We start from the raw sequence: 21,224 nt of genomic DNA, 5'->3' as shown, positions 1-21,224 counted from the left end.
GCAATTGGCTCGGCCACAGGGTACCCCGCGGCCGAATGTGCCCGGCCGGAAGCGGACGCTAGCGCTCCGAAGCGGCCAGCTGGCCGCACGCGCCGTCGATCTCCTGACCCCGGGTGTCCCGTACGGTCACGGGCACGCCGTGGCGGGCGATGGCCTCCACGAAGGCCTTCTCGTCCTCGGGCCGCGAGGCGGTCCACTTGGAGCCGGGCGTGGGGTTCAGCGGGATCAGGTTGACGTGTACGCGCTTGCCCTTGAGCAGGCGGCCCAGCAGGTCGCCCCGCCAGGCCTGGTCGTTGATGTCGCGGATCAGGGCGTATTCGATCGAGATCCGGCGGCTGGACTTCTCGGCGTACTCCCAGGCGGCGTCGAGGACCTCGCGGACCTTCCAGCGGGTGTTCACCGGGACGAGGGTGTCGCGCAGCTCGTCGTCCGGCGCGTGCAGCGAGACGGCGAGACGGCACTTGAAGCCCTCGTCGGCGAAGCGCAGCATGGCGGGGACCAGACCGACGGTGGAGACGGTGATGCCGCGCTGGGACAGGCCCAGGCCGTCGGGCTCGGGGTCGGTGAGCCGGCGGATGGCGCCGACGACGCGGTTGTAGTTGGCCAGCGGCTCGCCCATACCCATGAAGACGATGTTCGACAGCCGGGCGGGGCCGCCGGGGACCTCGCCGTCGCGCAGCGCCCGCATGCCGTCGACGATCTGGTGCACGATCTCGGCGGTGGAGAGGTTGCGGTCCAGGCCCGCCTGGCCCGTGGCGCAGAACGGGCAGTTCATGCCGCAGCCGGCCTGCGAGGAGATGCACATGGTGACCCGGTCGGGGTAGCGCATCAGCACGGACTCGACGAGCGTGCCGTCGTGCAACTTCCACAGGGTCTTGCGGGTGGTGTCGTCGTCGCAGCTGATGTGCCGGATGACGCTCATCAGGTCCGGGAGGAGTTCCTGCTGGAGCTTGGTCCGGGAGCCCGCGGGGATGTCCGTCCACTCGGCCGGGTCGTGCGCGTAGCGGGCGAAGTAGTGCTGGGAGAGCTGCTTGGCCCGGAAGGGCTTCTCACCGATCGCGGCGACCGCTTCGCGGCGCTCGGCCGGGGTCATGTCGGCGAGGTGCCGGGGCGGCTTCTTGGCCCCGCGGGGAGCGACGAAGGTGAGCTCACCCGGAGTGGGACGGGGGGCCATGCGGTACTCCTCAGTACGACGAGGTGGGGGTCACCCCGCGCGTGCAGGGCCGGTCCGCGGCTCGGCCGCTGGACGGAAAAGGCGCGCCGCGTACCCGCGGCGCGCCCTCCAGGATAACCCGAACGGGACCGGTCAGCCGGTGCCGACGAAAGCGGCCAGCAGCAGCCACACCACCGGAGCGGTGGGCAGCAGCGAGTCCAGGCGGTCCATGATGCCGCCGTGCCCCGGCAGCAGGGTGCCCATGTCCTTGATGCCCAGGTCCCTCTTGATCATCGACTCGCCCAGGTCGCCCAGGGTGGCGCTGACCGCGACCGCGAGTCCGAGCAGCAGGCCCTGCCACCAGGCACCGCCGTCGATCAGGAACTCCATGCAGAGCGCGCCGGCGACCATGGCGAATGCCACCGCTCCGAGAAGTCCCTCGCGGGTCTTGCCGGGGCTGATGCGCGGCGCGAGCTTGGTCTTCCCGAAGCGCCAGCCCACCGCGTAGGCCCCGGTGTCGCTGACCACGGTCAGCAGCAGGAAGGTGATCACGCGCTGCGGGCCGTCGTCCGCGGTGAGCAGCATCGCCACGAAGGTGGCCAGGAAGGGCACGTAGAACGCCGCGAAGGCGCCCGCCGTGACGTCCTTGAGGTAGTCCTCGGGCGGCTCGGTCATCCGCCACACCAGGACGGCCAGCACGGTCAGCGCCATGGCCACCCAGGCGCCCTCGGCCCCCCGGACGTATCCGGCGATGACCATGGCCGCGCCACCGACCGCGAGCGGGACCAGAGGAGCCTTGATGCCCTTCTTCTCCTGCAGCCGGGAGGTGAGCTCCCACAGGCCCACGACGACGGCGACGACGATGACGCCGACGAAGACCGCCTTCACGATCAGGAGCGAGGCGAAGATCACCGCGCCGAGACCGACGCCGACCCCTATCGCGGCACGCAGGTCCCGCCCCGCCCGCTTCTTCTGCGGAGGGGGGGAGGAGTCCTGCGGGTGCTCGGCATGCGGAGGCGGGGGGCTGGGCATGGGCTCCTGCGGCGGCGTATCGGCGCGGAAGAGGGGGCCGCCGTCCGAGACGGCCCCCCTGTCGCGTGCTTCCCGGTCGTCGAAGTCACGGCCGGCGGCATCGGGCACGATGGGCATGGGCCGAGTGTGCGGGCCCACCTGCGCATCGTATGCGGGACCCGCCGGAACCGGCTCCGGCTGCCAGGAAGAGTCGTTCATCAGACTTCGAGGAGCTCGGCTTCCTTGTGCTTGAGGAGCTCGTCCACCTGCGCGACGTACTTCGCGGTGGTGTCGTCGAGCTCCTTCTCCGCGCGACGGACCTCGTCCTCGCCCGCCTCCTTGTCCTTGACGAGCTTGTCGAGGGCGTCCTTGGCCTTGCGGCGGACGGAGCGGATGGAGACCTTGGAGTCCTCGGCCTTGTTCTTGGCGACCTTGATGTACTCCTTGCGGCGCTCCCCGGTCAGCTCGGGGAAGGTCACCCGGATGATGCGGCCGTCGTTGCTCGGGTTGACCCCGAGGTCGGAGTCGCGGATGGCCTGCTCGATGTTGCGCAGCGCGGACGCGTCGAACGGCGTCACGATGGCCATGCGCGGCTCGGGAACCGCGAAGGAGGCGAGCTGGTTGATGGGCGTGATGGCGCCGTAGTAGTCGGCGACGATCTTGTTGAACATCGCCGGGTGCGCACGGCCGGTACGGATCGCGGCGAAGTCCTCCTTCGCGACGACGACGGCCTTCTCCATCTTCTCCTCGGCCTCGAGGAGGATTTCTTCGATCACCACGTGCTCCTGCATGTCTTGAATGGATGGTTCAGGCGGGCGGGCGGGCCGGTCGGGGCCACCCGGACCGGCAGCGGACTGCTCAGGCCCGGGTTTCCTGGTCGCTGACGAGCGTGCCGATCTTCTCACCCTTGACGGCGCGGGCGATATTGCCCTCGGCGAGCAGCTCGAAGACGAGGATCGGCAGCTTGTTGTCACGGCAGAGGGTGATCGCGGTGGCGTCGGCGACCTTGAGGTCGCGCGAGAGCACCTCGCCGTACTCCAGCGCGTCGAACTTCACCGCGTCCGGGTTCTTCTTGGGGTCGGAGTCGTAGACCCCGTCGACACCGTTCTTGCCCATGAGGAGGGCCTCGGCGTCGATCTCCAGGGCGCGCTGGGCGGCCGTGGTGTCGGTGGAGAAGTAGGGCATGCCCATGCCGGCGCCGAAGATGACGACGCGGCCCTTCTCCAGGTGGCGCACGGCGCGCAGCGGGATGTAGGGCTCCGCGACCTGGCCCATGGTGATGGCCGTCTGCACGCGGGAGTCGATGCCCTCCTTCTCCAGGAAGTCCTGGAGCGCGAGGCAGTTCATGACCGTGCCGAGCATGCCCATGTAGTCGGACCGGGCCCGGTCCATGCCGCGCTGCTGGAGCTCGGCGCCTCGGAAGAAATTGCCGCCGCCGATCACGACGGCGATCTCCGCGCCGTCGCGGACCACCGCGGCGATCTCACGCGCGATGGCGTGGACGACGTCGGGGTCGACGCCCAGTCCTCCGCCACCGGAGAAGGCCTCGCCCGACAGCTTCAGCATGAAGCGGCGGCCCTTCTTGAACTGGTCGCTCTTGTCGTCGGATGCGGTGTGGGGGTCCACGCCCTGATTCATGGAGATCTCCTCGTGCACATACGAAGAAGGCCATTGCCGGTGGGTCCTCGCGGTTCCCTCTACGGCAATGGCCTCCTCGTCAGATCTGCGGTCGCCTCGCGCAAGCGCGGACGACTGCTTCAGACCCTACCGGGGTCCGGTGTCCGTCGCGTACGGACGGACTCAGATGCCGACCTTGATGCGGGTGAAGCGCTTCAGGGTGACACCGGCCTCGTCCAGAACCTTCTGGACGGACTTCTTGTTGTCCAGGGCGTAGGCCTGGCCGAGCAGCGTGGCGTCCTTGAAGAAGCCGTTGACGCGACCCTCGACGATCTTCGCGATGGCAGCCTCGGGCTTGCCCTCCGCGCGGGTGACCTCTTCGGCGATGCGGCGCTCGGACTCGACCTTCTCGGCCGGGACGTCCTCGGCGGACAGCCACTGCGGGGCGAACGCGGCGATGTGCTGCGCGACGCCGCGGGCGACCTCGGCGTTCTCCTTGTCGAGCTCGACCAGGACGCCGATCTGGAACGGCAGGTCGGGCATCGTGCGGTGCATGTACGCGGTCACGTAGCCGCCGGTGAACTGCGCGAAGCGGTCCAGGACGATCTTCTCGCCGAGGTTGGCGTTGGCCTCGTCGACGAAAGCGGTGACGGTCTTGCCGGGCTCGATCTCGGACGCGAGCAGCGCCTCGATGTCGGCCGGGGAGGTGGCGGCGACGTGCGCGGCCAGCTGGTTGGCGACGGCCAGGAACTTCTCGCCCTTGGCGACGAAGTCGGTCTCGCACTTCAGCTCGACGATGACACCGGAGGTGTTGTCGTCGGCGATGAGGGAGACGACGGCACCGTTCTCGGCAGAACGGCCCTCGCGCTTGGCGACGCCCTTCTGGCCCTTGATGCGGAGGGCTTCCTGGGCCTTCTCGACGTCACCGTCGGCGTCCACGAGCGCGTTCTTGCAGTCCAGCATGCCGGCGCCGGTGAGCTCGCGGAGCTTCTTGACGTCAGCGGCGGTGTAGTTCGCCATGAGTCTGTGATTCTCTCTCGAAGTCGTAGATCTACGGGTGAACGGCGGAGGCGCCGCGCTCGTGGCGCGGCTCCCCCGCCGTCATCGTCCGCGCTGTGAGTGCCCGGCCGGTGAACGCCGGGCGCTCTCAGTGGGTCAGGCCTGCTCGGCGTCGGCGGCCGGGGCCTCGGTGGCCTCGGCGGCGGCCGGGGCCTCGGTGGCCTCGGCGGCGGCCGGGGCGGCCTCGGCGGCGTCGTCGGCCTTCTTGTCACCCTCGAGCAGGTCGCGCTCCCACTCGGCGAGCGGCTCGGCGGCGGCCTTCTCGCCCGGCTTCGAGTCGCCGGTCGCAGCGCCGGAGCGGGCGATGAGGCCCTCGGCGACGGCGTCGGCGATCACGCGGGTGAGCAGGGTGACGGAACGGATCGCGTCGTCGTTGCCCGGGATCTTGTAGTCGACCTCGTCGGGGTCGCAGTTGGTGTCGAGGATCGCGACGACCGGGATGTGCAGCTTGCGCGCCTCACCGACGGCGATGTGCTCCTTCTTGGTGTCGACGATCCAGACGGCGCTGGGAACCTTCGACATCTCGCGGATACCACCGAGGGTCTTCTCCAGCTTGGCCTTCTCGCGGGAGAGGACCAGGAGCTCCTTCTTGGTGAGACCCGAGGCGGCGACATCCTCGAAGTCGATCGCCTCAAGCTCCTTCAGACGCTGGAGGCGCTTGTAGACGGTGGAGAAGTTGGTGAGCATGCCACCCAGCCAGCGCTGGTTGACGTACGGCATGCCGACGCGCGTCGCCTGCTCGGCGATGGCCTCCTGGGCCTGCTTCTTGGTACCGACGAACATGATGGAGCCACCGTGCGCGACGGTCTCCTTCACGAACTCGTAGGCGCGGTCGATGTACGACAGCGACTGCAGCAGGTCGATGATGTAGATGCCGTTGCGCTCCGTGAAGATGAAGCGCTTCATCTTCGGGTTCCAACGACGGGTCTGGTGACCGAAGTGGACGCCGCTCTCCAGCAGCTCCCGCATCGTGACGACGGCCATGGCCATCTCCTTGGTTTCTCGGTTTGGTTCCTGACGCCCCACCGCGCCCTGCCCCCATGAGGGACCGAGAGACGCTGTCACCTGGCCGTTTCGGGCTGGTGCCGGGGCGTGCGAAGTCGACCCGGTGACCCGGATCGCCACAAGAAGTGTACGGGACCCGGCGGTATGCCGGGTGACGCCGTTGTCCACAGTGCCCGGGCCGTCCACAGCCCGGCCCGCCGCGCCGGTGGACCGCGGGACGCTGCGGTTCATGACGACACTGCTGCTCAGCCTGCTCCTGGTCGCCCAGACGGCCTTGTCGGCGGCCCTGCCCGTGGTCCGCCCGCTGCCCGCGCCCCTGTCGGTGGCGCGCTGGTGGGATCCGCCCCCGACCCCGTACGCGGCCGGCCACCGCGGGGTGGACCTGGCCGCACCGGTGGGTGCGCAGCTGCGGGCGGTCGCCGCCGGACGGGTCCACCACGCCGGCCAGGTCGCGGGCCGCGGGGTTCTCTCGCTCGCCCTGCCGAACGGTCTGCGCACGACCTACGAACCGGTCCGGCCGCTGGTCGCGGAGGGTGAGGAGGTCACGGCGGGCCAGGTGGTGGCGGTGCTCACGGAGGGGTCCCACTGTCCGGCACCGTGCCTGCACTGGGGCCTGCTGTCGGGGGACGCGTACCTCAACCCGCTGACGCTCCTGGCGCGGCCCACCCCGCGCCTGCTGCCGGGCCCGGGGCCGGCCACGGGCGCGGGGCCGGAGCGCGGCACGGACCCGGGCAGGGGCACGGCAGCGGGCGGCCGGTGAGGCGCGGTGTCCGCCGGTCGCGGCGGGGCTCAGCCCCGGACGCCCCGCAGGGCGATGGCCAGGGCCGTCTCCGTGATGACCTCTGGCTCCTCGGCGGCGCCGAGCTCGATGCGGCGCACGGCCGCGTCGACGACCCCTTGGAGCAGCATCGCGGCCAGCCTCGGCTGCTCCTGCCCGAGGGCGGCCAGCGCCTCGACGATCATCGCGATCAGCCCGCCGTGCGCGGCGCGGATCTTCTCCCGGGCTCCGGCGTCCAGCTCGCTGGCCGAGATCGCCACGACCGCCCGGTGCCGCCGGTCCCCCACCAGGCCGAGCTGGCTGCGCACGTAGGCCTCGACCTTCGCCTCCGGCGACTCGGCCCGTTCCATGGCCGCCTCGATCTCGGCGGCCCACACGGGGAAGTCCACGGCGCACAGCTCTTCGACCACGGCCGCGCGGGAGCGGAAGTACTCGTACACGGAGGACCGGGCAAGTCCGGTCCGCTCCGCCAGGGCGGGGAAGGTCAGTGCCTCCGTACCGCCTTCGGACAGCAGGGAACGCGCGGCGTCCAAGAGGGCGCCGCGCTGCATCGACCGGTGCTCGGCCACGGAGGCCGCTCGAATCCTGGGCACGCATCCACTCTACGGAGGTACCGCAAGCTCACCGCCCCACATCTGCCAACTTCGCGCGCAGTTGCAGCACGGACTTGGTGTGGATCTGGCTGACCCGGCTCTCGGTGACGCCCAGCACGTTGCCGATCTCGGCCAGGGTGAGTCCCTCGTAGTAGTAGAGGGTCACCACGGTCTTCTCCCGCTCCGGCAGCGTGTTGATGGCCCGTGCCAGCAGGCGCCGCAGTTCGCGGTCCTCGGCCACCTCCACCGGGTTGTCGGCGGCGGTGTCCTCCAGCGTGTCCATCAGCGAGAGGCGGTCGCCGCCGTCCCCGCCGACGTGCAGCAGTTCCTCCAGGGCCACCACGTTCGCCAAGGACAACTGGCTGAAGACGGTGTGGAGGTCCTCCACACCGATCCCCATCTCCCCGGCGACCTCGCTCTCCGTCGGAGTGCGCCGCAGCTGGGCCTCGAGCGTGGCGTAGGCCCGCTCCACGGCCCGCGCCTTCTGCCGGACCGAGCGGGGGATCCAGTCCAGTGCCCGCAGTTCGTCGATCATGGCGCCGCGGATCCGGGTGATCGCGTATGTCTCGAACTTGATCGAGCGGTCGATGTCGAACTTCTCGATGGCGTCGATCAGCCCGAACACCCCGGAGGAGACGAAGTCGGCCTGCTCCACGTTGGCCGGCAGGCCCACGCTGACGCGGCCGGCCACGTATTTCACGAGGGGCGAGTAGTGCAGGATCAGCTGCTCACGCAGCCGTTCGTCACCCGAGTCCTTGTACGAGCGCCACAGCGCCTCCAGGGACGAGGGCGCGGTGGACCGCACGCTGCCGCGGGCAGCGGGGGGCACCGCAGCGCGGTCGGACCCTGAGGTGTGCTGGGGCATGCGTCGCCTTTGCCGGAGCCGGATTCCTTGGGAGCGTAGCGTGACGGAACTGTCGCGGTGCGCGAAGAGTACGGGATGGCGCGGAGGCCGAGGAGCGTCCTGGCTCGCGCGGGCGACCCGGGACCGGCGCCGTGCGCACGGTCCCGGCGACTGCCACCGGGAGGACCGCGTCTCTCATCGGTTTCACTCTTTCACCGGAACTCCCCTGGTCAACGACCGCCTCGCCGGGGGACCCGGGTTTGTCTGCCCTCTCCCGCCGCATCTCGGCTCAACTGCCAGCCGTCGCCCTGCCGTTCGACGAACCCCAGAGAGTGAAGTTCGTACAGTCTGCCGATGACTTCATCGGTGCCGGTGCCCGCGGCAAGTGCCAGCTCGGCCGCGGTCGCCGGGCGGCCGGCCGGGAGGGCTTCGAGCACACGGGCCGTGTCCCGGTCCAGCAGGTCGCGGGCGAGCACCGGGCCGCGCCGCTCGGGCGCCAGCTCCCCCATGGAGCCCACGAGTTCCACCACCTCCGCGGCGTCGGTGACGAGCACCGCCTCGCCTCCCCTCAGCAGTTCGTGCACGCCGGCCGAGAGCCCGCTGGTGGCGGCCCCGGGGACGCCCATGGTGAAGCGCCCGAGCCGCTGGGCCCGCCGGGCGGTCACCAGGGAACCGCTGCGGTGGGCGGCCTCCACGACGACGGTGCCGCGGGTAAGGGCGGCGATGACCCGGTTGCGCAGGACGAACCGGCTGCGCGTGGGATGGCTGCCGGGCGGCAACTCCCCCACGACCAGCCCCTGCCCGGCGATCCGGTCGAGCAGCCCGGCGTGTCCGCGGGGATAGGCGGCGTCCACCCCGCAGGCGAGCACCGCCGCGGTCGCGCCGCCCGAGGCGAGGGCCCCTCGGTGGGCGGCACCGTCGATGCCGAAGGCCGCGCCGGAGACCACGACCCAGCCCCGTTCGGCGAGACCGGCGGCCAGCGACTGCGCCATGTGCGCGCCGTACGGGGTGCAGGCTCTGGCCCCGACCACGGCCACCGAACGCAGCGCCCAGGTGCGCAGGTTCGGGCGGCCCCGCAGCCAAAGCCCGACGGGCCGTTCGTCGCCGAGGTCGTCCAGCTGCGTCGGCCACTGCGCGGAACCCGGGATGACGAACCGGCACCCCGCCCCGGCGGCCACCTCCAGGTCACGACGGGGGTCGGCCATCGCCGCCCGTCCGCGGTACGCGGCGAGCCGCTCCGGCCCCACCCCGGGCGGAGGCTGCCACTCCGCCTCCGGGCCGGTCAGCAGCCGGAGCAGCCCCGTGGCCCCGTGCTCCCGGATCCAGCGCCCGCCGTGCGCGTCGCCGGGCTCCAGCACCCGTGTCAGCGCGGCCCGGGCCAGCAGTTCCTCCTCCTCCGCGCCGGTCATGTCCCCGCCCCCGTCAGCGACATGGCCCCGCGGGCGATGCCGGTCCGCAGCTCCAGCGCCACCGCCACGTCGAGCGCCTCGGGCCGGTCCCGTCCCCGCAGGTCGGCGACGGTCCAGGCGACCCGCAGGACCCGGTCCAGCCCGCGGGCGGTGAGTAGTCCCCGCTCCATCTCCCGCTCCGCCGGCGCCAGGGCACCCGGGGCCGCCTGCCAACGGGTCCTCAGCTCCTTACCGGGCACTTCCGAGTTGAGCCGCCAGGGGGTGCCGGTGAGCCGGACCCCGGCACGCTCCCGTGCCTCCCGCACCCGGTGGGCGACCATCGCGCTGGGCTCCCCCCGGCCGCCCGGCCCCAGCAGGTCGCTGCGGGTCACGGGCTCGACCTCCACCCTCAGGTCGACCCGGTCGAGCAACGGCCCGGACAGCCGGGCCTGGTAGCGCCGGATCACCGAGGGCGGGCATTCGCATCCCGCCCCCTGCAGGGTGTGCCGCCCGCACGGGCAGGGATTCGCGGCGAGCACCATCAGGAACCGGGCGGGCAGCCTCACCACACCGGCCGCGCGGGCGATGACCACGTGCCCCGATTCGAGGGGCTGGCGCAGCGCGTCCAGCGCCCGGCTGTGGAACTCCGCGGCCTCGTCCAGGAAGAGCACCCCGCGGTGTGCCAGGGAGACCGCTCCCGGCCTGGGCACCCCGGTCCCGCCGCCCACCAGGGACTGCATGGTCGCCGAGTGGTGCGGGGCGCAGTACGGCGGCCGGGAGACCAGCGGCTCACCGGGCGGCAGGATTCCCGCGACCGAGTGGACCGCCGTGACCTCCACGGAGTCCTGGCGGGTGAGCGGCGGCAGGATCCAGGGCAGACGCTCGGCCAGCATCGTCTTGCCTGCGCCGGGCGGCCCGCTCAGGAACAGGTGGTGCCCTCCGGCGGCCGCCACTTCGAGGGCGCGGCGGGCCGTGTGCTGTCCCGCCACATCGGCGAGGTCGGGAAAGTCGGCGCAGTCCCCGCCGGGACGGCCCGGGGCGAGACCGGTGCCCAGGCCGGCGCCGGGGACGAGCAGTCCGGCCAGCATCGGGTCCGGGCGGCCGGGCGGCTCCCCGGGCTCCTCCGCGGAAACCTCCCCGTCGGTCAGGACGGCGATCAGCCGGCGCAGGCTGCGCACGCCGAGCACCGAGACGTCCGGCACGAGCGCGGCCTCGGCGGCGCACTGCTGCGGCACGACCACCTGCCGGTAGCCGGCCTCGGCCGCGGCGAGGACGGCCGGCAGGATCCCCCGGACCGGACGCACCCGCCCGTCCAACCCCAGTTCGCCGATCAGCACGAGGTCGGCGATGGCCGCCGGGTCGACCACCTCGGCGGCCCCGAGTACCGCGATCGCGACAGCGAGGTCGAACCCCGCGCCGGCCTTGGGAACGGAGGCCGGGCTCAGTCCGACCGTGAGCTTCTTCTGCGGCCAGGCAGCCCCCGAGTTGACCACGGCCGCACGCACCCGGTCCCGGCTCTCGACGAGGGTCTTGTCCGGCAGCCCCACCAGGGTGAAGGCCGCGACTCCGGGCTCCAGGTCGGCCTGGACCTCGACCACCACGCCGTCGACGCCGACCAGGGCCACGGAGCAGGCCCGCGCGAACCCCATCAGGCCACCCCCCTGACGTGTTCCACCAGGGGGGCGCCGCGGCGCGGCAGCAGGATTCCGACGAGGTCGATGCGCACCCCGCCCGGCGGCGGTCCCCCGTGGTCGGCGAGCCACCGCCCGGCGAGCCTCCGCAGCCGGTCCGCCTTGGCGGTCCGCACGGCGGCCATCGGATGCTCGAAGTCGCCCGCGCGCCTGGTCTTGACCTCGCACACGACGAGGGCGTCCCCGTCGCGCGCGACGATGTCGATCTCCCCGGCGCGGCACCGCCAGTTCCGCGCGATCACGGTCATCCCGGCCTCGGTCAGCCTTCGTGCCGCGAGCTCCTCGCCGTACCGCCCCATTGCCTGCCGTGCCACGCTCTTCGCGTCCATCGGGCACCACCTCCGCCGCCGAGGGTCCCGCGTCCCCGCCCACCTTGTGGATCTTGGTGGACAACGCGGCGGCTGTGGAAGGACCCGTCACCCTCCCGGGTGAGGCGGCTCAGCTTCCGGGCAGTTCGAGGTCGCTCTTGTTGAGCTCCTCGATGTTCACGTCCTTGAAGGTGAGCACCCGGACCTGCTTCACGAAGCGGGCCGGCCGGTACATGTCCCAGACCCAGGCATCGGCCATCGAGACCTCGAAGAACACCTCGCCCTGCACGGAGTGGACCTGCATCTCGTAGTCGTTGGTGAGGTAGAAACGGCGTTCGGTCTCGATCACATACTTGAACAGCCCGACGACGTCGCGGTACTCCCGATAGAGCTTCAGCTCCATCTCGGTCTCGTACTTTTCGAGGTCCTCGGCACTCATGGCATGTTCCCCTTCAGCCGTGCGTCCCCCTATTGTGCGCCAGCGCCGTGCGCCCCTAAACGATTTCCGGGGCCAGGACCACCGGCGCACCCGGAGGACCATCGTCGAGCAGCGTGCGGAGCAGCTCGGCGAGTCTGGTCGGGTACACCGTCTCACGTGCCGCGAGAAGTTCCTCGGAGGTCCACCACCTGGCTCCGGTGACGCTGCGCCGCTCGAGCTCGGTCAGGCCGCCCATCCGGGTCGTGGTCTGGCTGGTCCGGGCCAGGAAATACCACTCGTCCTGCTCCCAGCGCCGGCCGTCGAAGGGGAAGGAGCAGAAGCGGTGCCACAGCACCGGCCCCAGCTCCACCTCGGTGATCCCGGTCTCCTCCGCCAGCTCGCGCAGCGCGGCCTGCGCCCGGGTCTCCGTCCCCTCGAGTCCGCCGCCCGGGGTGAACCACCAGTCGTCGGAGGGGTCGGCCGGTTCGAAGCCGTGCAGCAGCAGGATCCGGTCCGCGGGGTCGAGCAGGATCACCCGGGACACCTGTCGGTGGGCGCGGTCGCCCGACGGCTCAGGCGACACCGGCCCGCTCCCGCCGCCCGCGCCCCAGGACCCGCGACAGGGGCCCGTACGCGGCCCCCAGCACCACCAGGGCCGCGCCGACGGCCACGGCCGCCACCTGGAGCCGCAGCGGCCCGTGCCCCGAGATCCCGCCGGGCAGGGCCGCGTACGTCTGGGGGCGTTCCAGCATTGTCACGGACGGCCAGGCCAGGGCGTCGACACGGGCGCTGACGGCGGACCGGGGCACCGTGCCCTGTCCGGCCTCCTGGAGGTGGGCCCGCGAGTCCAGCGAGGCGGCACGCCGGTCGCCCAGGAGGAAGAGGTTGCCCTCGGGGACCGTCACCTCGAAGGGGGTCCCGGGGGGCGGGGCCTGCCCGGGCGGCATGGCGAGGCCCGAGTCCGGCCGGCTGGTGTCGGCGTAGGCCTCGTCCAGCGGGATGCCGTTCACGGTCAGCCCGCCGCCGGCGCCGCAGCACTTCACGGTGTCGCCGCCGATGCCGACGACCCGCTTGAGCATGGGCGAATCGCTCCACATGGAATCAGTAAAGATGACCACGTCCCCGCGGCGCACCTCACCGCCGTCGATGCGCTGCGCCAGCACGCGGTCGCCCGGGCGGACCGTGGGCATCATCGAGTCGGTCGGGACCGTGTAGGGCTGGTAGACGAGCGCCCCCCACACGAAGCCGCCGAGGAAGAGCGCAAAGCCGATGGCCACGACGATCCCCGACAGCACGTTGCCGAGACCGCCGCGGCCATCCTTGCCACTGCGTATCGCTTCTGTTCCGCCCATTCCAGCGCCCCCACATCGGGATCGTCGACCTGGGCGGCACCCTACCCGTCGGTACGACCGCTGGTCAGCCTCCGGCGGCGCCACATCACGAGCGGCACCGCTCCGGCGAGCCCCAGCGCGGCCGGGCCGAGCCCGACGGGCGCGAGCCCGGCGGCCCCGAGGCCGAGCGCGGTGGCCGCGGCCTGGTTGCCGATGCCCGGCTGGTCGAAGGTGTCCGGGACCGGCAGGGTGGACCAGCGGGTGACCGGCCACGCGATCACGACGGCCCGTCCGACGACCTTGTCGACCGGCACGAAGCCCTGGGTGGAGTCCTGCATGTGGTAGCGGGAGTCCTGGGAGTTCTGCCGGTGGTCGCCCATCACCCAGATCTTGCCCTCGGGCACCTTGAGCGGGCCGAAGGGGGCGTCGTCGCACGGGGTGTTGCCGGGGTAGATGTACGGCTCGTCGAGCGCCTTGCCGTTGACGACGACCGGTCCCCCCTTCTTGCACTCGACCGTGTCACCGCCGACGGCGATGGTCCGCTTGATCAGGTCCTTCTCCTCGGCGGACGGCATCAGGCCGATCCAGCTGAGGACCTTCTGGGCGATGTTCGGCTCCGGCGTGGGCTCGCCCGACAGCCAGTTCGCCGGGTCGTGGAAGACCACGACCTCGCCGCGCTCCGGCTCGGAGCCGAACCACGGCGTGAGCTTGTCGACCAGCACCCGGTCCCCGCGCTGCAGGGTGTCCTGCATCGAGTCGGAGGGGATCGAGAACGCCTGGACCAGGAAGGTCTTGATCAGCAGGGCCAGCAGCAGGGCGATGCCGATGAGGAGCGGGAGCTCCTTCCAGAAGGAGCGGTGCGGCCTCTCCAGAGCGCCGTCCTCCTCGGTCTCGCGCGCGACGGCGTCGTCCGGCCGCTCCTCGCCCTCGTCGCGTCCGGACCGTGCGCCTACCGCCACGTCCCCCACATCCACTCCTCACTCACGTTCGCCGCCCGCGCCGAACCGACACGGGCCCTCCCCTCCCTAACGAGCGGGAGTTCCCTAAGGCTCGGGAGACCGAGGACACACTATGCGAACGGTGTGCCCGTCCGGCGTCGCCTGCGGCCGCGTCCCTCGCGGCGCGCCTGATCGGGCACCATGCGGAAGGTCTCGGGCTGCTCCAGACGGGTCCAGTGCCCGAAGGGCCAGGCGATCACCACGGCCTCCCCCACGACCCCGTTCTCGTTGATGGTGCCCTCGAAGGCCTCGTCCAGATGGAAGCGGGAATCGGCCGAATTCGCTCGGTGGTCGCCCATCACGAAGAGCCGTCCGGCGGGCACCTCCACCTCGAAGGGGATGTCCGAGGGCGTGTTGCCGGGTTTCACGTACGGCTCGTCGAGAGGCGAGCCGTTGACGGTGACCCGTCCCCGGGCGTCGCAGCACTTGACGGTGTCTCCGCCGACGCCGATGACGCGCTTGATCAGGTCCTGCTCGTCGGCCGAGGGCAGCAGGCCGATGAAGGTCAGGGTCTGCTTGATCTGCTTGACCACGACCGGGTCCGGGGCGGGCCGGGCCGCCTCGCCCTTGAGCCAGCCGCCGGGGTCCTTGAAGACGACGATGTCGCCGCGCTCGATCTTGGAGCCGAACCACGGGGTCAGCTTGTCCACGAGGACGCGGTCGCCGATCCGGATGGTCTGCTCCATCGAGCCCGACGGAATGAAGAAGGCCTGCACCAGGAAGGTCTTGAGCAGCAGGGCTATGCACAGCGCCACCACGACGAGCAGCGGCAGTTCGCCCGCCCGGCGCGTGCGGCGGCGGCGCTTGACCCTGCGGGCCAGCCGGCGCCGTTCGGCCCGGCCGCCCTCCACCACGACCGGCTCCGGCTCCGGCTCCGGCCGACGTCGGCCCCGCGGCCTTCCGCGCGGCTGAGGCTCGGGCTCGGGCTCGTCATCGAGCCAGTCCCGTCGGCTCCGCGTCCTGGCGCGCGGCTCCGGTCCGGGCTCCCGCTCGCGCCGGCCCTTCGGCCGCCCCCGGCTACCCATGACCGCCGCCGACGGCGCCCCAGCGCGAAACCGGCCAGCCGATCCAGTCGGCCCGCCCGATCACCTTCTCCACCGGCACCATCCCCCCGCCCGGTTCCCCGAGGTGGTCCCGCGAGTCCCGGGACTGGGAACGATGATCGCCCATCACCCAGAGGGTCCCCAGCGGCACGACGATCCGGAAGGGCACCTTCGAGGGGGCGTCCCCGGGATGCAGGTACGGCTCGTCCAGCGGGACGCCGTTGACCGAGAGCCGGCCGCCCGCGTCGCAGCAGACCACGTCGTCACCACCCACACCCACCACCCGCTTCACGAAGTCGGTGTCGGAGGGCTCCGCGAGCCCGAGCGCCGAGGCGGCGCCCTGCACCAGGTCGCCGACCGGGCTGACGCCCGTGCGTTCCCGTACGAAGGAGCCGGTGCCGTCGAAGACCACCACGTCCCCGCGGCGCGGCTGATCGCCGAAACGGTACGCCAGCTTGTTGACCAGCACCCGGTCCCCGACCCGGAGCGTCGGCTCCATGGAGTGGCTCGGGATCAGGAAGGGCTGGACGACGAAATTGCTGAGCAGCAGCAGGAAGACCGCGCAGACCACGCCGAGCCCACCCGCCCGGCGCCAGGTCAGCTGCCGCCCGGAGGACCGGTCCTGTCCGGGCCCCTCAGCAGGTGCCGCGCCGACCGTCCGGGAGAACGCAGAACGCGGCCACCCTTGCCCCTCGCGGGGGGAAGAGTGACCGCGCTGCGTGTGAGGTGCCTCGGTGTCCATCGGGGGCGAGCCTATCCGGCCGCCGCCGGACACCGGAGACGACCTTACTTGTCGCGCTTCTCCTTGATCTTCGCGGCCTTGCCGCGGAGCTCACGGAGGTAGTACAGCTTCGCACGGCGGACGTCACCGCGGGTGACGAGCTCGATCTTCTCGAAGATCGGGGAGTGGACCGGGAAGGTACGCTCCACGCCGACGCTGAAGGAGACCTTGCGAACGGTGAAGGTCTCGGAGACACCGGCGCCCTGGCGGCGGATGACGACACCCTTGAACTGCTGGATACGGGAGCGGTTGCCCTCGATCACGCGGACGTGCACGTTGATCGTGTCACCGGGGCGGAAGGCCGGGACGTCCGAGCGGAGCGCGGCGGCGTTGACGCCATCGAGCAGGTGAGACATGTTCTTCGTCTGCTTTCTTCGCATGACGCCACAGGTCGCCGATGCGGGTTTCCGTAGAGAATTCGGGAGCCGTGCCACTCGGCGGCCGACGGTCCCCCTGTGGCAGGGGCGTCCGCGAGCACACAGCAGCCGCCTATTCTTCCACGGCCTGCGGCCTGCGCCAAAATCGGCCGTCCGGCGACGGCTGCCAGCCCAGGATGGAGAGGATCTCGCGGTCCTTCTTGTCGAAGCCGGAGGCCTCGCAGCGCTCGATCAGGTCGGGGCGGTTGCTCGCGGTCCGGCGGAAGGCCTCGTCCCGGCGCCACCGGGCGATCTTGCCGTGGTGGCCGCTGAGCAGCACGTCGGGGATGTCCCGGCCGCGCCACACCGGCGGCTTGGTGTAGACGGGCCCCTCCAGCAGGTTCGCCATCTCGCCGGGCGCGAAGGAGTCGTCGCGGTGCGACTCGGCGTTGCCGAGCACCCCGGGCAGCAGCCGCGCCACGGCTTCGGTGACGACCAGGACCGCCGCCTCGCCGCCGGCCAGGACGTAGTCGCCGATGGAGACCTCGTACACCGGCATGCGCGTGGCGTACTCGTCCATGACGCGCCGGTCGATGCCCTCGTAGCGGGCGGGAGTGAAGATCAGCCACGGCCGCCCGGCGAGCTCGACGGCCAACTCCTGGGTGAACGGACGGCCGCTGGGTGTGGGGACCACCATGACGGGGCCGGACGCGCCCGCCTCGTAGCCGTCGGCCAGCGCCTCGTCCAGCGCCTCGCCCCACGGCTCGGTCTTCATGACCATGCCGGGGCCGCCGCCGTACGGGGTGTCGTCGACCGTGTTGTGCCGGTCGTGGGTCCAGTCCCGCAGGTCGTGGACGTGCACGTCGAGCTGCCCGCGAGCCCGCGCCTTGCCGACGAGCGAGACGTTCAGCGGTTCCAGGTACTCGGGGAAGATCGTGACGACGTCGAGCCTCATCGGGCGTCGCCCTCGGAGTCCGCGCCCGCGGAGTCCGCGGCCTCCGCGTCACGGGCGGAGGCGATCTCGGCGCGGTCGTCGATCAGCCCAGGCGGCGGGGTGATGACGCAGCGCTGCTCCTCCAGGTCGATCTCGGCGACGATCTCCTCGACGAAGGGGATCATCACCTCGGTGCCGTCGGGGCGCTCGACGATGAAGAGGTCCTGCGAGGGCAGGTGCGAGATCTCGGTGATCCGGCCGATCTCGGTGCCGTCCTCGAGCACCACGTCCAGGTCCATCAGCTGGTGGTCGTAGTACTCGTCCTCCTCCTCGGGCAGCTCCGCCGGGTCCACGTCGGCGATGAGGAGGATGTTGCGGAGGGCCTCCGCGCCGGTGCGGTCCTTGACACCGGCGAAGCGCAGCAACAGCCGGCCGCTGTGCACCCGGCCCGTCTCGATGGTCAGCGGGCCCGCCGAAGCCGGTTCGGTGCGCAGCACGGCGCCGGGGCTGAGCCGCAGTTCCGGCTCGTCCGTGCGCACCTCGACGGTGACCTCACCCTTGATGCCGTGGGCGCGGCCGATCCGCGCGACTACCAGCTCCACTGTCTGTGCCTCTCCTGTTCAGACGACGACGGGCCGGGGCGGGCACGTGTGCCCTCCCCGGCCCGTGCCGGTGATTCAACTGCTCAGCGGACCTGGTCCACGTCGACGAGGTCGACGCGGATCCCACGGCCGCCGATGGCGCCCACGACGGTACGCAGGGCACGTGCGGTGCGGCCGTTGCGGCCGATCACCTTGCCGAGGTCGTCCGGGTGGACCCGGACCTCGAGCACCTGCCCGCGGCGCAGGTTGCGCGAGGCGACCTGCACTTCGTCGGGGTTGTCCACAATGCCCTTTACGAGGTGCTCAAGAGCCTCCTCGAGCATGCTCAGGCCTCGGTCGACTCGGCGGCGGCCTCAGCCTCGTCCGCCTTCTTGTCGGCCTTCTTCTTCTGCGTGATGGCCTCGCCCTTGCCCTCGCCGATGCCCTCGAGGGCCTTGGCGAACTCGTCGAAGGAGCGACGCTTGTCTTCCTTCGTGGCCGGCTGCAGCAGCGGCGCGGGGGCCGGGAGGCCCTTGTGCGCCTGCCAGTCACCGGTGAGCTTCAGGATGGCGAGAACGGCCTCGGTCGGCTGGGCGCCGACAGAGAGCCAGTACTGGGCGCGCTCGCCGTTGACCTCGATGCGCGACGGGTTGTAGGTCGGCTGGTAGATGCCGATCTCCTCGATCGCGCGGCCGTCCCGACGGGTGCGGGCGTCGGCGACGACGATGCGGTAGTGGGGAGAGCGGATCTTACCGAGGCGCTTGAGCTTGATCTTGACTGCCACTGGAGTGGTGTCTCCTGAACTTGACGTGGTTGGGCACATGAGATGCCACGTGGGGTTGCGGTACTCGGATGCCCGATGGACGCGTCAGCCGGAGGAGAGAGGGGTCCTATGCGACTGTCGAGTACAGCTAGCCATTGTGCCATACGCCTGCGGCGCGCTCGGCCGACGGGAAGGATCGCTCCGGTCGGACGAGCCCGCACGTCACGGCCGGCTCCGCGCGCCGGCCGCCCGCAGCGTCAGGAGGCCGCCGCGATGGCGACTTCGGGGATGCGGAAGGGCTTCATGCAGCCGCCGCACACGATCGGCGCCTGCGCGAGCACGGAGGGGACGACGCGCACGTTGCGTCCGCAGTCGCAGACCGCCTTGACGCGCACGCCGCCACCGGAGGAGCCGTGCCGGGCGGCCGGCCCGCGGAAGCTGCGCTTGGTGTCGGCGGCGGTGGCCGCCGTGTGCGCCTTCAGCGCGCGCTGCAGCCGCTCCATGGTGGGGCGGTAGCGCCGCTTCGCCTCGGCATTGAGAGTGACCAGGGAGAAGCCGCTGCTCGCGTGCGGCTCGTCGGAGTGGTCCAGCCCCATCTCCTCGGCGATCGCGAGGAACCGGCGGTTGTGGTAGCGGCCTGCGCGCGAGGTGTCGCGGACACCGCGGGCGGCCGCGATGCCGTGGACTGCCTCGTGCAGCAGTCGCTCGAAGGAGAGCTCGGCGCCGCAGGCGGACGAGGACTCTCCGATCAGGGACTCGGGCGCGGCAAGGTCGGGCAGCTCGGGGTGGTACCGCTGAATGTCGGCCCACGCCTGTGCCAGCTCTGCGGCGAGAACAGGTGGTGTCGTGCTCACGTCGTGACAACGAGCCGAGGTGCCCGGGTGTTCCGATTCCGGGCCATTCCAAATTTTTTGCACGTACCAGTCAGTTCATCCTCATGCGTCCGGACGAGGACGCGTGCGCCGAACTCAGGAGGAGTCGGTACGTAACGTCGACCAAAAAGCACCGGCCCCGGCGCGCGGCACCAGCCGCACGCCGGGGCCCGGAAGCCTTCGGCGGCGGGATCAGTACGAGCGCGCCACGATGGCGAGGGTACCGGGAGCGTCGTCGGCGTCCGGAACGGACCCGTCCTCGGCCACCAGGCAGCGCACGGAGACGGCCTGCTCGGCCAGCTTCGCCTCGCCCTCCGGACCGAGGTCGGCCCACGGGATCCGCGCCCAGCCGCCGGCCACGGCGGCCTCGGCGGCCTCCTCGATGGTCGCGACGTCGGAGGTACGGGCCTCACGGCGCTCGCGGGACTCGCGCAGCAGCTGCGCCTGGTCCTCGTCCAGCACCTTGGGCAGGAGGTCGACGAGCGCGTCGATCTGCACGGGGGTCTTCCCGCCCGGGATGCGGCGGGCCAGCATCGCGGTGCCGGCCTCCAGGTCGCGGGGGCCGATCTCGATGCGGACCGGTACGCCCTTGAGCTCCCAGTCCACGGCGCGGCGGCCGAAGGGGGTGTCGACGCGGTCGTCGACCTGCACGCGGATGCCGGCGGCCTTCAGCCGGTCGCCCAGCTCGCGGACCTTGGCGACGGCCTCGTCGCCCTTGATGGCCATGACGACGACCTGGACGTGGGCCAGCCGCGGCGGGACGCGCAGGCCGCTGTCGTCGCCGTGGGACATGATCAGACCGCCGACCATGCGGGTCGAGACGCCCCACGAGGTCTGCCAGACGAGCTCCTGCTTGCCCTCCTTCGACAGGTACTGGGTGTTGAAGGCCTTGGCGAAGTTGGTGCCGAGCTCGTGGCTGGTGCCCATCTGGAGGGCCTTGCCGTCACCCATCATGCCCTCGAGGGTGAGGGTGTTGATGGCGCCGGCGAAGCGCTCCTTGGCGGTCTTGCGGCCGAGCACGACGTCGATGCCGAGCACGTTCGTCATGAAGTCGCCGTAGACGTCGCGGTGGATGCGGGCGGCGTAGTCGCGGGCGTCCTCGTACGTGGCGTGGGCCGTGTGGCCCTCCTGCCAGAGGAACTCGCTCGTGCGAAGGAAGACGCGGGGGCGCATCTCCCAGCGGACCACGTTGGCCCACTGGTTGATCAGCAGGGGCAGGTCGCGGTAGCTCTGGACCCACTTGGAGAAGTAGTCGTTGATGATCGTCTCGGACGTGGGCCGGACGACGACCGGCTCCTCCAGCTCCTTGCCGCCGCCGTGCGTGACGACCGCGAGCTCGGGCGCGAAGCCCTCGACGTGCTCGGCTTCCTTCGTCAGGTACGACTGCGGGATGAAGAGGGGGAAGTACGCGTTCTGGGCGCCCGCGTCCTTGATGCGGGCGTCCATCTCCTGCTGCATCCGCTCCCACAGGCCGTAGCCGTACGGTCGGATGACCATGGTGCCGCGGACCGGACCGTTGTCGGCCAGCTCGGCCTTGTTGATCAGATCCTGGTACCAGCGGGGGAAATCCTCCGCCTGCGGGGTGAGAACGGGTGCCTTTGCCATGCCGCGAATCGTACGGCGCCCGGCACAGGATGCGTGAATCGGGTGGCGCGCTCCTCTGGACGCGGGGGCGAATGGGGAGTTCTCTGGCAACGGGG

At 71.3% G+C, this 21,224-nt stretch carries 25 protein-coding genes; 1 reads left to right on the top strand and 24 read right to left on the bottom strand.

The annotated features are described in order from the left end of the window. Nucleotides 1-58: 58 nt before the first annotated feature. The 6 genes from rlmN to rpsB all read right to left on the bottom strand — a co-directional run bounded on the left by rlmN (nucleotide 59) and on the right by rpsB (nucleotide 5,824). A complete protein-coding gene (gene rlmN / locus ACZ6JS_RS03330; protein ID WP_469295407.1) occupies nucleotides 59-1,174 on the bottom strand; it encodes a dual-specificity RNA methyltransferase RlmN in 1,116 nt (371 codons plus the stop codon). Nucleotides 1,175-1,306: 132 nt separating this feature from the next. Then, nucleotides 1,307-2,383: a phosphatidate cytidylyltransferase gene (locus ACZ6JS_RS03325; protein WP_469295406.1), complete on the bottom strand. Its 1,077-nt coding sequence runs from the start codon at nucleotides 2,381-2,383 to the stop codon at nucleotides 1,307-1,309. After that, the gene (gene frr, locus ACZ6JS_RS03320; protein WP_030028670.1) at nucleotides 2,383-2,940 is read right to left on the bottom strand and encodes a ribosome recycling factor; all 558 of its coding nucleotides are present in this window, start codon (nucleotides 2,938-2,940) and stop codon (nucleotides 2,383-2,385) included. The genes ACZ6JS_RS03325 and frr overlap by 1 nt, the downstream gene beginning before the upstream one ends. Before the next feature lie 82 nt (nucleotides 2,941-3,022). Beyond that, nucleotides 3,023-3,802, bottom strand: a complete 780-nt coding sequence (gene pyrH, locus ACZ6JS_RS03315) for a UMP kinase (RefSeq protein WP_030028671.1) — start codon at nucleotides 3,800-3,802, stop codon at nucleotides 3,023-3,025. A gap of 162 nt (nucleotides 3,803-3,964) precedes the next feature. Further along, nucleotides 3,965-4,801, bottom strand: a complete 837-nt coding sequence (gene tsf, locus ACZ6JS_RS03310; protein WP_030844487.1) for a translation elongation factor Ts — start codon at nucleotides 4,799-4,801, stop codon at nucleotides 3,965-3,967. Nucleotides 4,802-4,936: 135 nt separating this feature from the next. Continuing rightward, the gene (gene rpsB, locus ACZ6JS_RS03305) at nucleotides 4,937-5,824 is read right to left on the bottom strand and encodes a 30S ribosomal protein S2 (protein WP_469295404.1); all 888 of its coding nucleotides are present in this window, start codon (nucleotides 5,822-5,824) and stop codon (nucleotides 4,937-4,939) included. 250 nt (nucleotides 5,825-6,074) lie between these two features. Here rpsB and ACZ6JS_RS03300 point away from each other — a divergent pair, with 250 nt between their 5' ends. Continuing rightward, nucleotides 6,075-6,605: a M23 family metallopeptidase gene (locus tag ACZ6JS_RS03300; protein ID WP_469295403.1), complete on the top strand. Its 531-nt coding sequence runs from the start codon at nucleotides 6,075-6,077 to the stop codon at nucleotides 6,603-6,605. Nucleotides 6,606-6,634: 29 nt separating this feature from the next. On the opposite strand, the gene ACZ6JS_RS03295 is transcribed toward ACZ6JS_RS03300, so the two are convergent. From ACZ6JS_RS03295 to proS, 18 genes are all read right to left on the bottom strand, one after another. Continuing rightward, nucleotides 6,635-7,192, bottom strand: coding sequence for a TetR/AcrR family transcriptional regulator (locus ACZ6JS_RS03295; RefSeq protein WP_469295560.1), 558 nt, complete (start codon nucleotides 7,190-7,192; stop codon nucleotides 6,635-6,637). A gap of 52 nt (nucleotides 7,193-7,244) precedes the next feature. Further along, on the bottom strand, nucleotides 7,245-8,081 hold the full coding sequence (whiG, locus tag ACZ6JS_RS03290) for an RNA polymerase sigma factor WhiG (RefSeq protein ID WP_469295402.1): 837 nt from the start codon (nucleotides 8,079-8,081) through the stop codon (nucleotides 7,245-7,247). 209 nt (nucleotides 8,082-8,290) lie between these two features. Next, nucleotides 8,291-9,469 (bottom strand): DNA-processing protein DprA, encoded by a 1,179-nt coding sequence (dprA, locus tag ACZ6JS_RS03285; protein WP_469295400.1) that lies wholly within the window; start codon nucleotides 9,467-9,469, stop codon nucleotides 8,291-8,293. Then, nucleotides 9,466-11,097, bottom strand: coding sequence for a YifB family Mg chelatase-like AAA ATPase (locus ACZ6JS_RS03280; protein ID WP_469295399.1), 1,632 nt, complete (start codon nucleotides 11,095-11,097; stop codon nucleotides 9,466-9,468). Before ACZ6JS_RS03280 ends, dprA begins: the two co-directional genes overlap by 4 nt. After that, nucleotides 11,097-11,468 (bottom strand): YraN family protein, encoded by a 372-nt coding sequence (locus ACZ6JS_RS03275; protein WP_469295396.1) that lies wholly within the window; start codon nucleotides 11,466-11,468, stop codon nucleotides 11,097-11,099. Before ACZ6JS_RS03275 ends, ACZ6JS_RS03280 begins: the two co-directional genes overlap by 1 nt. Before the next feature lie 109 nt (nucleotides 11,469-11,577). Next, a complete protein-coding gene (locus tag ACZ6JS_RS03270) occupies nucleotides 11,578-11,886 on the bottom strand; it encodes a DUF2469 domain-containing protein (RefSeq protein ID WP_005311352.1) in 309 nt (102 codons plus the stop codon). A gap of 55 nt (nucleotides 11,887-11,941) precedes the next feature. After that, nucleotides 11,942-12,448, bottom strand: coding sequence for an NUDIX hydrolase (locus ACZ6JS_RS03265; RefSeq protein ID WP_469295392.1), 507 nt, complete (start codon nucleotides 12,446-12,448; stop codon nucleotides 11,942-11,944). Beyond that, nucleotides 12,438-13,217, bottom strand: coding sequence for a signal peptidase I (gene lepB / locus ACZ6JS_RS03260; protein ID WP_469295391.1), 780 nt, complete (start codon nucleotides 13,215-13,217; stop codon nucleotides 12,438-12,440). The genes ACZ6JS_RS03265 and lepB (ACZ6JS_RS03260) overlap by 11 nt, the downstream gene beginning before the upstream one ends. A gap of 41 nt (nucleotides 13,218-13,258) precedes the next feature. Next, nucleotides 13,259-14,155: a signal peptidase I gene (lepB, locus tag ACZ6JS_RS03255; RefSeq protein ID WP_469295390.1), complete on the bottom strand. Its 897-nt coding sequence runs from the start codon at nucleotides 14,153-14,155 to the stop codon at nucleotides 13,259-13,261. A gap of 110 nt (nucleotides 14,156-14,265) precedes the next feature. After that, complete coding sequence (lepB, locus tag ACZ6JS_RS03250; protein WP_469295388.1) at nucleotides 14,266-15,048, bottom strand: signal peptidase I; 783 nt, start codon at nucleotides 15,046-15,048, stop codon at nucleotides 14,266-14,268. 163 nt (nucleotides 15,049-15,211) lie between these two features. Beyond that, nucleotides 15,212-15,979: a signal peptidase I gene (gene lepB, locus ACZ6JS_RS03245; RefSeq protein WP_469295386.1), complete on the bottom strand. Its 768-nt coding sequence runs from the start codon at nucleotides 15,977-15,979 to the stop codon at nucleotides 15,212-15,214. 44 nt (nucleotides 15,980-16,023) lie between these two features. Then, entirely contained in the window at nucleotides 16,024-16,374 is a 351-nt protein-coding gene (rplS, locus tag ACZ6JS_RS03240) for a 50S ribosomal protein L19 (protein ID WP_030823745.1), read from the bottom strand. 133 nt (nucleotides 16,375-16,507) lie between these two features. After that, complete coding sequence (gene trmD / locus ACZ6JS_RS03235) at nucleotides 16,508-17,329, bottom strand: tRNA (guanosine(37)-N1)-methyltransferase TrmD (protein ID WP_469295385.1); 822 nt, start codon at nucleotides 17,327-17,329, stop codon at nucleotides 16,508-16,510. Then, the gene (gene rimM / locus ACZ6JS_RS03230; RefSeq protein WP_469295384.1) at nucleotides 17,326-17,910 is read right to left on the bottom strand and encodes a ribosome maturation factor RimM; all 585 of its coding nucleotides are present in this window, start codon (nucleotides 17,908-17,910) and stop codon (nucleotides 17,326-17,328) included. Before rimM ends, trmD begins: the two co-directional genes overlap by 4 nt. Before the next feature lie 83 nt (nucleotides 17,911-17,993). Next, entirely contained in the window at nucleotides 17,994-18,233 is a 240-nt protein-coding gene (locus ACZ6JS_RS03225) for an RNA-binding protein (protein WP_030011889.1), read from the bottom strand. Between the two features lie 2 nt (nucleotides 18,234-18,235). Further along, nucleotides 18,236-18,673 carry a 30S ribosomal protein S16 gene (rpsP, locus tag ACZ6JS_RS03220; protein WP_030031059.1) on the bottom strand — a complete coding sequence of 146 codons (438 nt, stop codon included), beginning with the start codon at nucleotides 18,671-18,673 and terminating at the stop codon, nucleotides 18,236-18,238. Between the two features lie 236 nt (nucleotides 18,674-18,909). Beyond that, on the bottom strand, nucleotides 18,910-19,506 hold the full coding sequence (locus ACZ6JS_RS03215) for a hypothetical protein (RefSeq protein ID WP_469295382.1): 597 nt from the start codon (nucleotides 19,504-19,506) through the stop codon (nucleotides 18,910-18,912). 210 nt (nucleotides 19,507-19,716) lie between these two features. Then, on the bottom strand, nucleotides 19,717-21,129 hold the full coding sequence (gene proS / locus ACZ6JS_RS03210) for a proline--tRNA ligase (protein WP_469295380.1): 1,413 nt from the start codon (nucleotides 21,127-21,129) through the stop codon (nucleotides 19,717-19,719). Between the last annotated feature and the right edge of the window lie 95 nt (nucleotides 21,130-21,224).

This window comes from Streptomyces sp. NPDC046349 (genome assembly GCF_055587885.1).
The sequence above is the reverse complement of the archived record's forward strand: the minus strand, read 5'-3'. Positions and strand labels throughout refer to the sequence as shown.